This window comes from Planctomycetota bacterium, from assembly GCA_035574235.1.
Lineage (GTDB): Bacteria > Planctomycetota > MHYJ01 > MHYJ01 > JACPRB01 > DATLZA01.
Genome location: DATLZA010000076.1, coordinates 24,505 through 37,979, shown reverse-complemented (window position 1 = coordinate 37,979; position 13,475 = coordinate 24,505). Strand labels below are relative to the sequence as shown.

The 13,475-nt window shown below is 70.7% G+C and carries 9 protein-coding genes; 8 read left to right on the top strand and 1 reads right to left on the bottom strand.

The window, feature by feature from the left end; genetic code table 11:
• The 6 genes from VNO22_06465 to VNO22_06440 form a co-directional block, all read left to right on the top strand.
• On the top strand, nucleotides 1–1,058 hold a 1,058-nt coding region (locus VNO22_06465), incomplete at its 5' end, for a hypothetical protein (GenBank protein HXG60995.1).
• Between the two features lie 34 nt (nucleotides 1,059–1,092).
• Nucleotides 1,093–2,910 carry a pilus assembly protein PilM gene (pilM, locus tag VNO22_06460; protein HXG60994.1) on the top strand — a complete coding sequence of 606 codons (1,818 nt, stop codon included), beginning with the start codon at nucleotides 1,093–1,095 and terminating at the stop codon, nucleotides 2,908–2,910.
• A gap of 3 nt (nucleotides 2,911–2,913) precedes the next feature.
• Nucleotides 2,914–3,684, top strand: coding sequence for a hypothetical protein (locus VNO22_06455; GenBank protein HXG60993.1), 771 nt, complete (start codon nucleotides 2,914–2,916; stop codon nucleotides 3,682–3,684).
• Nucleotides 3,681–6,494 carry a tetratricopeptide repeat protein gene (locus VNO22_06450; GenBank protein HXG60992.1) on the top strand — a complete coding sequence of 938 codons (2,814 nt, stop codon included), beginning with the start codon at nucleotides 3,681–3,683 and terminating at the stop codon, nucleotides 6,492–6,494. The genes VNO22_06455 and VNO22_06450 overlap by 4 nt, the downstream gene beginning before the upstream one ends.
• The gene (locus VNO22_06445) at nucleotides 6,475–7,101 is read left to right on the top strand and encodes a prepilin-type N-terminal cleavage/methylation domain-containing protein (GenBank protein ID HXG60991.1); all 627 of its coding nucleotides are present in this window, start codon (nucleotides 6,475–6,477) and stop codon (nucleotides 7,099–7,101) included. The genes VNO22_06450 and VNO22_06445 overlap by 20 nt, the downstream gene beginning before the upstream one ends.
• Before the next feature lie 5 nt (nucleotides 7,102–7,106).
• Nucleotides 7,107–8,108, top strand: a complete 1,002-nt coding sequence (locus VNO22_06440; protein HXG60990.1) for a LamG-like jellyroll fold domain-containing protein — start codon at nucleotides 7,107–7,109, stop codon at nucleotides 8,106–8,108.
• A 60-nt stretch (nucleotides 8,109–8,168) separates the two neighbouring features.
• On the opposite strand, the gene VNO22_06435 is transcribed toward VNO22_06440, so the two are convergent.
• Nucleotides 8,169–11,297 (bottom strand): fibronectin type III domain-containing protein, encoded by a 3,129-nt coding sequence (locus VNO22_06435; GenBank protein ID HXG60989.1) that lies wholly within the window; start codon nucleotides 11,295–11,297, stop codon nucleotides 8,169–8,171.
• Between the two features lie 232 nt (nucleotides 11,298–11,529).
• On the opposite strand from VNO22_06435, the gene VNO22_06430 reads away from it, so the two are divergent.
• Together VNO22_06430 and VNO22_06425 are read left to right on the top strand one after the other, a co-directional pair.
• A complete protein-coding gene (locus tag VNO22_06430) occupies nucleotides 11,530–12,132 on the top strand; it encodes a hypothetical protein (protein ID HXG60988.1) in 603 nt (200 codons plus the stop codon).
• Nucleotides 12,133–12,254: 122 nt separating this feature from the next.
• Nucleotides 12,255–13,466 carry a hypothetical protein gene (locus VNO22_06425; protein ID HXG60987.1) on the top strand — a complete coding sequence of 404 codons (1,212 nt, stop codon included), beginning with the start codon at nucleotides 12,255–12,257 and terminating at the stop codon, nucleotides 13,464–13,466.
• Nucleotides 13,467–13,475: the final 9 nt, after the last annotated feature.

The following is a 13,475-nucleotide window of genomic DNA, read 5'->3' as shown; positions in this document are numbered from 1 at the left end:
GGCGCGCGTCCCATCGGATCCTCGCGACGCGCCAGGGCGTCCTTCAGGTCGCCCTCCGCGGACGGCCGGTGGTTCTGAATCTGCAGGCGCGCCTCGAGAGCGAAAAGGCGGGCGGCCTGCCGCAGATCTTCGCGCGCGAAGCGACCTGGGCGGAACAGGCGGCCGACCTCGTGGGGCACGGCCGGATGCCCAGCCCCGTGGACCTGCGCGACGTGGAGTTCGAAGAGCGCATTTCCCTTTCCGACCACGGCGCGCGGGTTTCGTGGCGCTTCCGGGGCGAGCCGCTCCGGCAGATCGACCGCGTTTCTCTGGCCGCCGCGCTTCCCCGTTCCGCCCGCGTCCAGGGCGTTCCCGAAGCTCCGGACGCGCGCGCCGCCCGTCTGGCGGTGTCCTCGGAGGAAGGCGACTTCACGATCGAAATCTCGCGGCCCGCGCGGGTTTCGCTCCGAACGGCCGACGGCCGCCCGAACCTTGTCCTCGACCTGGCCTGCGAACCGGGGGCCGAGCAGGCGGAGCTGGCGATCGAGCTCCGCGAGGCCGGCGCGGGTTCCGGCTCGGGCGACCCGCTCCAGGCGGCCCGGCGCGCGCGGGAAGGGCGGCGCTTCGGGGAAGCATTGACGCTCCTGCGGGAAGCCGTGAAGGACGCGCGGGACCCCGGCCTGAGGGACCGGATGGAAGCGGAACTCAAGAGCCTCGAGGACAGCCAGCGGCAGGAGTGGCTGGAGGTGCGGGCTCGGGCCTTCGAAGCGCGCCTCTCCCGTCGTCCCGAAGATCTGACGCGCGCGATCGAGGCGCTGGAGCGCTTCGCGCGGGAATGGGGAGGGGGCGGTCTGGAGGGCTCCGCGGAGGCGCTCCGGGAAAGCCTGCGCGCGGAAGCCGCTTCGGCTCCCGACGCCGAGTCGGAACGGGCGCGGCGGATTCTGGAGCGGGCGCGGGCCTGCGCCGGGGCCGGACAGGGGTTCCTGGCCCGGCAGATGCTTCAGGCGCTGTTGGCGGCGTATCCTCAGTCGGAGGCGGCCTCGGAGGCGCGGACGCTCCTGGGAACGTTGAGGCCCTGAGGCGCGTTTCCGCCAGCGGATCGGACGGTCGGTTATGCCTTACGGGATCGACATCGGATCGACGGCCCTGAAGGTGGCCGCGGTGCGGCGCACCGTGCGCGGCTACAAGGTCGTGGCGGCGGCGCGCCGGCGCGCTCCCCGCCCGGAGGACGCCGGCGCCGAGGCGAAGGCCGCGCTCCCCCGCCTTCTCTACGAGGCGCTTGGGCCGCGCAACGGATCCCGGCCGGGCGTGGTGGGGCTCTCCGGGCGGGACCTCAATCTCCAGCTCGTGCTGCAGCCGGCCATGAAGCCGCTCAACTATCGCGTCATGATGGGCTACGAGCTGGAGCAGCGGCGCGGGGAGGGCGGCGGGCTCTACGTGGACTACTGCACGCTGCGCGAGCCGGACGCGTATTTCCCGCAGTACCTCGCGCTCGTGGGCCTGGCCAAGAGCGCCTACGTGGACGAGCGGATCGAGCTGGCGCGGCGCGCGGGCGTGGACGTCCGGGACGCGGTGCCGAACGCCTTCGCCCTGTACGCGGCGTATCGGAACGCCTGCGAGCCCGAGGGCGGGACCGTCCTGCTCCTTGACTTGGGCTCCGACGCGATGGACCTGGCCTTCGTGCGCGGCGGGAGGCTCCTTTTCGCCCGGAACGTCTCCTCTGGGGCGAGGATTTTCGATCAGCAGATCGCCGCCTCGCTGGGGGTTTCGCTCGAAGAGGCGGAGCGCCTGAAGGCGGCTCACGCGAACCTCGGCCCGCCCGGCCCGAACGCCGACGAGGAGAAGGAGGATCAGCTTCGCGCGCCCGTCCGGGCGGCGGCCGGCCAGCTCGCGGGGGTGGTTTCCTCGTCGATTCAGCACGCCCGGCTTCAGCTCAACGAGCGCGATTTCGCGGTGGACAAGGTGCTCCTTTCGGGCGGAGGGGCCCGGCTCCGGGGGCTGTCGGGGTACCTTTCGGGGGCGCTCAAGGTGCCGGTCGAGTTCCTGGATCCTTTCGCGAAGCTCGATCTTTCGGGGCTGGAGGGGCCGGATCTGGAGGAATTCCGGCGGCTGCCGACGGACATGGCGGTGGCGCTGGGTCTGGGGCAGATCGGCTCTCCGCCGCCGGCGCTGGCGGCCGCGACGCTTTCGATCCTTCCGGATCGCCTGAAGCGGCGCCGGAACTTTTTCCGTTCCACCTTCTGGCTGGCCGTGGGCGGGGCGGCGCTGGCCGTGTCGCTGGGCGTGGCCACGGCGCTGGCGGCCTTCCGGAAGGGCGCGGAGGAATCGGCGCTGGCGGCCTTCCAGGCCCGGACGGCGGATATCCGCAAGCGGATGGAGGAGATGGAGACCCTGCGGAGCGATCAGCGGGACCTGGCCGCCCGGCTCGAGGCCCTGGGCGGACCCGTGGCGGGCGGACGGGTGGTCCTCGACCTCGTGGCGCGGCTCCGGCGGGCGCTTCCGGCCGGAATGACCGTTCAGGAGATCCGGCTGGGAGAGCCGCCGGCGCGGCGGGACGACCGGTTCCTGGCGACGGCGGAGCGGGTCCGGGTGGCGTTTCTTTCCCGCCAGCGGGGGCTCGTGGTCGGGGATTTGGAAGGGGATCTTGGAGGCCGCGAGATCCGGGTCAAGGGCCACGCGGAGCCGTTCGCCGAGGAGGACGTGGTGGACGGACTGGAGCGCGGGGTGCTGCGCTGGCCGGCGCCGCCGAAGTCGATCGTGGTGGCGGGGGAGGTGGACGAGAACATCCGCGGCGGGGCGCGGGAGGCGCTGCGCGCGCTGCGCGACCAGCTCGCCGATCCGCCCCGGGGCGTGAAGGCGTCGATCCAGTCCCAGCGGGCCGGCGAGAAGGCCGGCTGGCGGGCGTTCGAGATCCTCGTGCAGTTCGAGTGACGCATGGATTACTTCTGGAAGGAGAACCGGACGTTTCTCGTGGCCACGGCGGGAGCCGTGCTGGCGGTGATTCTCTATAACGCGTTCGTCCTGGCACCGCTGCGGGACGGGGCGCGGGCGGCGGCCGCGCGGCGCGAGCGCGAGCGGAGGGATCTCGAGGCGCGCGCGGCCCAGGGGGTGCCGTCGGAGGAGACGCTGCGCCTGGCGCGGGCGGAGCGCGAGCAGGGCCGCAAGGTCCTGGCGGCGCTCGTGGCCGACACGGCGTTCCGCCCCGCCGAGCGGTTCCGCAAGCCCGCGGAAGGGGCCCGGGCGCACTACGAGGATCTGAAGATTAAGCTTGGGGAGGAGCTTCGTCAGAAGGCGGTCAAGGCCCGGATCGCGCTGGCGCCCTTTTCGATTTCCGACGAGGGCGCCGAGGAAGAGCGGGTGGCCGAAAACCTGCTGCGTCTGGCGGCGGTCGAAAGGCTGGCCACGCTGGCGATCGAATCCGAGGTGGACCGGATCGAGGCGATCGACGCGAGCGCCGGACCGGCGACGCGGGAGGACGATCCGTCGGGGCGGAAGGCCTCCTTCGTGACGCCGTACGGGGTTTTCATGAAGTTCGCGGGCAAGGCGGAGTCGGTCTTCAAGGTGCTTCACGGGGCGCAGAAGAAGGGGCAATACCTGGCGGTGACGCAGTTCGAGGCGCGCCGGTCGGAGGCGTCCAAGGATCTCTATCAGGCGACGATGACCGTGGCGATCCTGCGGGTGGATGAGAAGGCTCCGGTCCGATGAAACTTCTCAAGGCGCTCAACAAGGAGCAGTGGGCGGCGCTCGTGGCCGTGGCGGCGGGCGTTGTCTGGGTGGGGGGCGGCCTGGCGGGCGGGCTGGGGCCGGCGGCGGAGCCGCCCGTGGCGCCTCCGGAGGCGGCCTACGAGCGCCTCTCGCCGAGGGCGCCGGAGTTTCCGGAAGAGAACTTCGGGCGGTACTGGCAGGGGCGGGACATCTTCCGGGGCGAGACGGCCGCGCGGCTGCCGGTGCCTTACCTGAGGCCGCCGGAGCCGCGCGACGAGGCGCCGCCCGCGCCGCTTCTGCGTCCGGGGCCGGCCACGGCGGCCTACAACCGGCTGGCCGGCGCGAGGAAGTATCCGCGGGTTTCTCCCGGCGCGCCCGTCCTGGGGGCGGCGGATCTCCCGCTGGCGGCGGAGATCGAGGCGCTGCGCAAGCTCGAGGAGCCGGAGGCGCCGGCGCGTTCCGACCGGCGCGCGGAGCGGGAGCGCGAGTTTTTCGCCGCGTACCACAAGAACGGCACCAAGTTCGAAGGGCACCTTCTGGCGGAGACGGCCGGCGAGATCATTCTGCGGGACAAGGCGGGCCGGCGGGTGAACCTGCGCAAGGAGGATCTCGTCCGGTGGGAGTACAACTACACGCACGAGGAGCAGTATCGTCTGGAGACGGCGCGGATTCAGCCGGGGCCGAAGGAGGCGGACGAGCGGGTGAAACTGGCGCGGAAGCTCGTGGGTCTCGGGATGCTGCGCGAGGCGCGGGAGGAGCTGGCGCGGGCGCTGGAGGCGCGGCGGGACCATGCGGAGGCGGCGCTTCTTCTGGGGCAGCTGGCGATCGAGGCGGGGGATTACGGGGCGGCGCTGGAGGCGTACCTGGAAGGGGCTTCGGCCGGAGCGGCGGGCGGCGACCTTCACGCGGAGGCGGGGCGGGTCTGGCGGTCCCTGGGGCTGCCGGAGGCGGCGCGCCTGGCGTTCGAGCGGGCGCTGGAGGCTTCGCCGCGCCACTACGGGGCGAAGCTGGGGCTCGTGCGGTGCCTGCTGGACCTGGATCGTCCGCGGGAGGCGCTGGAGGTCGTGGGGGATTTCTTTCTCAAGTTCGGCGGCGCGCCGGACGTGACGCCGTCGCACCGCGCGGAGGCGCACCTTCTGCGGGGGCTGGCGCAGCTGCGGCTGGGCGATACGGCCAAGGCGAAGGAGAGCCTGGCGGAGGCGCTTCGGCTGGAGCCGGGCGGGACGGACGGGTCCGCCGGAGCCTGGACGAAGGCGGAGGCGCTGAACGCGTCGGGCGTCGTCCTGGCTCTCGAAGGGCGGGCGGCCGAGGGGGCGGCGCGGTTCGTCGAGGCGATTCGGGCGCAGCCGTACCTGACGGAGGCATGGACGAATCTGGCGACGCTCGTTCTTCTGGGAGGGCGGGCGGCGGAGGCGGAGGGGCTGGCGTCGCGGGCGCTGGACCGGGATCCGGCGTCGGCGGAGGCGCTTCGGGTGGCGGGGCTGGCGCAGTTCATCGCGGGGCGCAAGGAGGCGGCGGAGACGCTGGACCGGGCGCGGCAGGCGGATCCCCGGAACGCGGAAACCCGGGCGGTTCTCGGGTGCGTGGCGCTCCGGGAGGGGGCGGACGAGCCGGCGCTGGAGCATTTTCTGGCGGCGCTGCGGGCGGATCCGGACTACGCGCCGGCCGCTTCGGGGGCGGCGGCGGCGTACCTGCGCACGGCGCGGCGGCTCGAGGGAGAAGCCCTGGCGGCCGCGGAGGAGGCGCGGGCGGAAACTCTGCGGCGGGAGGCGGAGGAGCGGCGCCTGAACGCGGAGACGCTCCTGCGCCGGGTGAAGGATCTGGATCCCACGCGGCCCGAGCCGTGGGTTTCGCTGGCGTGCGCCTACGCGGCGCTCGGGCGGCCGGGAGACGCGCAGGCGGCGGCGCGGATGGCGGCGTCGCTCTTCCAGGGGGCGCAGGCGCCGGTCGATCCGGTGGTCTTTCACGTGCTCGGGTACGTGGAGTACTATCACGCGCCGCTCGAGGGGGACGAGGCGCGGCTGACTCTGGCGGCGCGGGAGTTCGCCGAGGCGGTGAAACTCAAAGCTCAGTGGTCCGATCCCTTCTCGCAGCGGGTGGTGGCGGACCTCGAGCGGGCGCTCGAGGAGATCGAGCGCTGGAAAGGGACGGCGGTGCGGCTTGACGAGCGGTTCGAGCGGGAGCCGGGCCGGACGGTGGGCCACAACTGGATCGAGGCGGACGAGAAGTACGGGATCTCGATCACGCTCGAGAACGTCCCCGGGCGGGGCGGTCGGGTGCGGTTCGCGGGCCGGCAGGCGATCGTGTCCTGGGGGGCCACGACGCTGTCGCGCGAGTTTCCGGGGGAACACTTTCAGGCGCTCGAAGTGACCCTGTATCCGGAGCGGATGGGACACGCCGAGTGCGGCGTGTCGCTGTACCATTCCCGGCAGGGAGAAAGCTGGGTGGGATTCCACGTGGGACTCGATCGGACGGGGAAGCTGTGGCTGCTGCCGTCCGGGAGCGAGAACCTTCACATCGAGCGGAGGGACATGAGCACCGGGTGGATGCCGGTGAAGGAAGCGCCCCCGGATCCCCGGGAGGTGCGCCTGCGGATCGAGCGGGGGGAGCGCAACCGGGCGGCGCATTTCACGGTATCCGTCTGGAATCCGGCGGCGGCGCGGTGGACGCCCGTGACGCGGGAGATTCCCGTGAATCTCGCGGGAGCGCGGGGGCCGTGGCGCGTGTCGATCTTCGGGCGCGCGCCGGACGGGCAGGAGTACGTCTTCGAGGCGGACAACGTCCGGATCTATGAAAGCATTCCGCAATAGGGCCGGGTTCACGCTCCTCGAGCTGCTGGTGGTGATCGTGATTCTTTCGATCCTGGCGGCGCTGGCCACGGTCGGGGTGAACGCGGCGCTGTCGGCGTCGCGGGCCAACTCCACGGAGGCGATGATCGGGACGATCTCCGGGGCGCTGGCGTCGTACCGGACGCGCTGGGGGGATTATCCGCCCTCGTCGGTGGACGGGCTGGGCGGCCGGGCCCCGAACGAGATCAACAACGGCATCGAGGCGCTCGTGGCGTGCCTTTCGTCGCGCAAGCGGGGGGGCGTCCTCTATCAGCCTCCGGGGGACGAGTCGTTCGGGAACACGGACCGGGACAAGGCCTCCGCGAATCTCACGGACTGGTACTTCGGGGACAACGAGCTTCGGGAGTACCGGGACTTCTTCGGCTTCACGCTCATTTACCTTCATCATCGGGACTACGCGCGGCCGCGCCCGGCCGTGCTGAAGTACCGCCTCACCGAGGACGGGGAGGAGCTGACGGTCGCGCCCGAGCAAAGTTCCGCCACGAAGACGTTCGTCAACCCCGATCGGTTCCAGCTTCGCAGCGTGGGCGGGGACGGCAAGCCGGGCACGTCGGACGATATTCGGTGAATCGGATGACGGCCGGCCGCGGCCCGCGTGAAGGCGGACTGACCCTCCTGGAGCTTCTCGTCGTCATCGTGATCCTGGCTCTCGTTCTGGGGCTTTCGGTGACGTTTCTCCAGGACGCGGGGAAGGACCTCGGGGTGGTGGCTTCGGCCAATCACGTGGCGGCGCTTTTCCGGGCGGCGCGGGACCGGGCGCGGGCGTCGGGGGCGCCGGCGTGGGTGGTGTTCGACGTGCCCCGGCGGGCCGCGCACCTGCTCGTCAAGGAGACGGCGGCGGAGTGGCATTTCGAGGACCCTCCGGAGGCGGGGGCGTTCGGGCGGGACGCGCGGATCCGCAACGGCACGCGCGTGCCGGGACGGGTGGGGCAGGGGATCCAGCTTTCGGGGGGCGGGACGATTCACGGCGGCGACGTGCCGTTTCCGGGGGTGGATCCGGGGTTCGCGGTGGAGCTGTGGTTTCAGCGGCGGGCGGGGCGGACGGGCCGCGGGGTGCTCTGCACGCTGGCCGAGGGCGTGGAGCTGGCGGCGGAGGCGGACGGCCGGATCGTGGGGCGGGCGGGGGGGCTTTCGGTTTCATCGGGGGCGTCGCGCGTGCCGCCCGAGGCGTGGTGCCACGTGCAGCTTCTCTACTCGGGGCGCGACTTGAGGCTTTACGTCAATCGGGTGCCGGTGGATGTGCGGCCGGGCCAGGCGGGGTGGACGCCGGCGGGGGCGGCGTTCATCGTGGGGGGCGAGCGGGGCGGGTTCGCCGGGATCGTGGACGAGGTTCGGGTGAGCCGCCTTCTGCCGGGAGAGGAATATGTGCTGGCGGGGGAGGCGGCGTTCGAGTTTCCCGCGGGGACGGCGGTGCCGCCGGACGGGAAGATCGCGGTGGCGTTCGACGCGGAGGGGCGGCTGGAGTCGGGCGGATCGTTTACGGTGCGCGTCCGTTCCCCCGCGACGGCGCAGGAGATCGAAGTGAGCTACGGCGGGTCGGTCGAACGGCGGGAGGCGGCGCCGGCGGCCCGCTGAAGGGTGAAGGGGCGGCCGGCGGTTCGGCCGCCCCTTCCGGGATCGCTTCGGAAAGTTCGACTACGGGCGCCGGCGCCGCAGAGCGAGAAGAGCCGCCAGGGCGAGCGCCGCCTCGGCCCCCAGGAGGCCGCAGGCTTCTTCGTCATCGGAACCGCCGCCTCCGCCGCCCCCACCACCGCCTCCACCCCCGCCCGTCGGGATCGTGATCGAGGCTTCGTTGGAATTGGGGCTCTCGCCCGCCGAGTTGACGGCGGAGACCACGTAGTAATACGTGTTGCCGGCGGAGACGCCCGTGTCCGTGTAGGAGAGGGTCGTCACGCCCGTGGCGATCGTGGTGTAGGGACCGCCGGAGGTCGTCGAGCGCTTCACGTTGTAGGTGGACGCGCCCCCGCCGGGGGGCGGGCTCCAGTTCAGGGCCACGCCGCCTCCCGAAGCCAGGCCCGCCAGGAGGTTGATGGGCGCCTGAGGCGGGACCGTGGCGGTCGAGGTGATCGTGAAGTCGGCCTGTCCGTCGGCGTTGCCTCCGAAGGAAATCCACGGCGAAGAACGGCCGATCTCATCCACGGTGCGGGCGCGCCAGTGGTAGCTCGTGTTGACGAGGCCGGTGAAGACGATCACGCATTCGCTCGTGCCCAGGTGGGTCGTGGGATTGATGGAAACGAGACCGCTCGAGAGCGTTTCCTGGCCGCTGAAGGGGGTGTTGGTGGGCTTCACCTCCACCTCCATGTAAACCTGCCGCGCGGTGTCCTCGCTGAACGGCGTGCAGCGGAACTGGATGGAAGAAAGCGTGGTGAACCCTCCCGCCGGAATGTCGGTGTTGGTGAAGGGAGAGTCGTTCTGCACCTGCCGGAGGCTGCGCGGCTCGTTCATGTAGAAACGCTTGGCGAAGATCTCGAAGGAGCCGGGAGAGCTTCCGGAAGGATTTCCGCTGAAGTCCGCCCAGGCCACCGTCGGGAGCCCCAGGTTTCCGACCTGCACGACCGGCCGGAGGGAGGCGGAGAAGGTCTTGCTGAGGCCTCCTCGACCGGTGAGGGAAGGATCGGGCGACGCGGAGAAGCTCTGGAACCCGACTTCGACCCAGTTGCCGCCCGCCGGCTGATCGGTTTGCCGCAGATAGATTTCCAGGTTGCCCGGCTCGTCGTCCACCCAGACGACGACCGGCCGGTTGACGCCGTCCACGCCGATCTGGGGATTGCGGGAGAAGGTGGGGGTATTGCTGACGCCGCCTCCCGAGTTGGAGGGCGTGCTTCCCGGTCCCGTGCCGACGGCGCTCCAGGCGCCTTGGTTGATACTGACGGCGACATAAACTTCCGTGTTGCTGCTCGAGGTGGATTCCTCCCAGGCGACGTAGATGTGCTCCGGGCTTCCCGGCCCGGGATACTTGATCGCGACGCTGGGGTTGATGGAGCGTCCGGCGCCGGTTCCGGGGTTCGGGGTATTGCTGATTCCGCCGCCGGTGGCCGATCCGGAAACCTGATTCCAGGATCCCTGGACCTGCACATAACCCTGGAAGGGGTCGGGGTAGAAGGGGTTGCCGGACGCAATGGGTGTTCCGTAGAACGGGTGGATGACTTGATCGGGGGTGAACCGCCGCAGGTAGATCTCCCACGTTGCAGCCGGGTTATTGATATCCACCGCGTCCTGCCACACGACGATCGGATTGCCGTTGACGTCCGTCACCATGCGGGGCCGCTCCGAGGGCGCGGCGGGAGTGTTGCTGACGGATCCGAATCCGAAGCCGCCGGAGTTTTCCAATTCGTACCACCCCTCCCGGATGGGGGGCACGTCGTCGGCCGTCGTGTTCGGATCCAGGCCGTCGCCCGGATCGCCGGGGTAGAAGACGCGGCACAGGATCTCCGAGGAGCCGAAGGAGGTATCCTCCCAGGCGACGATGGGAACATCGACGACGGAGGGAGGATCGGAGAAGGGGCTGATGGCCTTGGTGAACGCCACCGTCGGATTGCGCGACTCGCCGGAGGTGTGGCTGATGCCGCCCGAGGGATCCGCCGAGCCGGCGAGTTCCGCCCACAGCCGGCCGTCCCAGCGGCGCAGGAAGATTTCGAGATTTCCGCTCGTGACGTCTTCCCAGACGACGATCGGATTTCCCAGGCCGCCCGCTTCGAGGACCACCTGGGGCTTGACGGAGTTTCCGGAATTGTTGCTGATGCCTCCGCCCGTCGCGGAGGTGCCCAGGGCCACCCACGCCAGACCGTTCCAGTAGCGCAGGTAGATCTCGAAGTTCCCCGTGCCTCCGCTCTGGGGAGCGACGTTCTCCGACCAGGCGACGTACGGATTGCCGCCGCCCTCGATGGCGAGGGACGGCGCGTCCGAGAAGGACCCCGTGATCGAGAATCCGCCGCCGGAGGCGGAGAAATCGAGCTCCACGAACGGGTCCACGGTGAGGGGGAACTCGGCCTTGGCCAGGAACGTGTCGGGAACCTCGAGGAGGATCTCTCCCTTCTCGTAGCGGGGCTCGAGGGCGACCTTCTCGCCGCGGGCGTCAACGGCGACGGCCGTGTGGTAGGAGATTTTCGTTTTCCCCTCGGCGTCCGAGAAGACCAGTCCGCTCGCGCGGAGTCTCCCTTCGGTCGAACGCGGAAGGGCCGTCACGGGACCGTCAAGGTCGGTTTCGACGGCGATCGCCACGCGGAGGACGCCGGCGGCCGCGAGAGGGTGGGGAATGACGAAGAGTTGCTCCGCGCGGCCGTTTTCGAAGACGTACTCCTCGGCGGCGATGCCGCGGTCGATCCGGGCGTGACCGTAGGCGGCGCGTTCGGCGTCCCGCCCGGCGTGGAGGGCCAGCGACCGGTCGCCCTGTTCGAGGCGCGCGCCGCGGAGGGCCAGGAACCGGCCGCCCGCCTGGAAGCGGAGCCCGCGCCGGTCCACGTGGGCCTCATAATTGAAGGAACGGTACGAGAGGGCGCCCGGGCGCTCTTCCTCGAAGACGCGCCAGCAGGCCAGGGGGCGGGCCAGAGCCGGATCGTCCGCCGTCCGCGCGGCCGGAGCGGACGCGGGGGTGTGCGGAGCCTTCGCGGTGGAGGGGGCCGCCGCCGGACGGGCGGCTCGCGCGACGGATGCCGGCGCGGGCCGCGCGGCGCGCTCGGAAGCGCCGCGCACGACCACGGCCGTCACGGCCAGGAGTCCCGCCGCCCCGAACAGGATCCACGACGTCCGCGCAATGCGCTTCATTCGCGCCCTCCCTCGTAGCTGGTTGGGAAGTCCGGTAGGGATAATTCGGTCTAAAGCACCGAAGGACTATACCACAGGATCGCCGTTCGTCAATGCATGCGAGAAGTCCATCCGGGGGCGGAAGTTCCGAAAAACGGAGATCCCGGCCTTCGGGGGATTTCTTTCTTGACAGGCGCGCCCCGGTCGGGCTATTCTTGGTCAGCTTTCCGAAAGAGTGGGGAAGGGATAGGCCATGAAACACTTCGCGGTCCTTTCGGCGCTTCTTCTGGCCGCGGCTCCCGAAAGCTCCGTGCGCTTCGAGGAGGGCGGCGTCCGCGTGGGCGATCTGCTCGTGACCGGCAAGGCCATCGGTCTCCGGGAAGCGGGCGCGGCCCCCGTGCTCGTCTCCGGCACGCTTGTGGAGAGCCTCTCCGCCGCGGCGCCGGTGCGCGTGTCGGTGGCGCCGGGGCGCGAAGTGCTGCTCGAGGCGGGCGTCCGTCTGGAGCGCGCCGCGGAGGGTTTCCGCCTGGCGACCCACGGGGCGGCGCTGGAGATCGAGGCGGCCGGGACCGTGCTTTCGCCCGAGGGCGCGGCGGCGTTCCGCGTCGGGGACGGCGGATTCGATTTCGGCGCGCTGGGCCGCCTGGACGTGCCGGCGGTGACGGCGCGGGTGCGGGCGACGGCGCCTTCGACGCCGCAGGCCGGGCCCCAGGTCGGGCCGCGCCGCTATCTGGCGATGCGGACGCCGCAGCAGCGCCTGGTCTTCGGGAACGCCGATCCGGTGACGCTGGCCAACTTCGCCAGCGGTCCGTCGCTCCAGCAGCTCATCCAGGTGACCCCCACGGGGGCGCCTTAAGGCCACGTCGTTTCCCGGCCGATACTCGTCCGGGAGAAGGCCTTTCGCGACCGGGAAGTCGGGAAAAGTCGTCGCGTAGGGACAGGGGATAGGGAGCGTAACGATTTAAGGACCGACGCCCGATGGGCAAGATCCTCGCCGTTGTCGTCGCGTTCGGGATGTTTCCGGCGGCCGTCGCCGCCCAGGATTTCGGAACGAGCTGGATCGACCGCGTCACCCACGAGCGCGTGCAGGACCGCGGGCCGCTCAAGCCCAAACCGGTCAGTTTCACCGCCAGCGGGGGCCTGGCCGCCTACTTCGACGACAACATCTTCCTCACCGAGGACGACGAGACGGACGACACGGTCTGGATCCCCTTCGTGGGCGCCCGGATCGACTACGCCGAGCCGCGGTTCGACGCCTCGGCCGATTTCCTGGGCAACTACAAGTATTACGCCGACGAGGAAGGCGCCCGCGACTACGAGCAGCGCTTCTTCGGGCGGGCCCGGTACGTGGAGTCGCGCTTCACGGCGGAAATCGTCCAGATCCTCCGGAACGAGAGCGACCCCATCGACGCGGTCTTCATCAACCGCGCCGAGCGGCTGGTGTCGGACACCTCCCCCCGCTTCTCCTACGATCTCACGCGCACGGTGGCCTTCGAGGCCGCGGCCAACGCCCAGCTGGTGCGTTTTGAAGAGTCGGCCTTCCGGAGCGTCGAGAACAACAACTACCGGTTCGACGGCGCGTTCGTCTACCGGCTGGCCAACGGGTACGACTGGCTGCTCCAGGGCGGGTATCTCCTCATCGACTATTCGGACCGCCAGTCCCGCGGCGGCACGGCGGATGCGGAAGGCTGGTACGGCCGGCTGGGGTTCCGGGGCGACGTGGGCCCCCGGCTTTCAATCGAGGCCCTGGTCGGGTTCGCGCACGTCCAGTCGGTCCGGATCCGGGGCACCAACGATGAAGAAGAGGGCAACAGCATCGAGGCCATCGCGCGGGTGCGCTACGAGGCGATGGAGCGGCTGACCTTCTTCGCGGACTTCGCGCGCCTGTTCACGTTCGCGGGCGGCGGCGATCCTTTCCAGATGGTCAACCGGTTCGTGCTCGGCGCTCAGTACGAGGTGATCGAGGATCTGACGGCGCGCGCCCGCCTCCAGGTCGAGCAGACCGATTCGGCCCTCGGAGTCGAGCGCCGCTACATTGCGGCGGGCGTTTCGGCGGCTTATCGCTTCACCGATTACCTCGCCGCCGAAGGGGGAGCCACCTTCCGGACGGGCGAGGTGACCGGCGACGTCGCCGCGGACACCGAGTTCGACAACAAGATTTTCCACCTCGGGGTGGTCTTCACCTACTAGGCGGCTTTG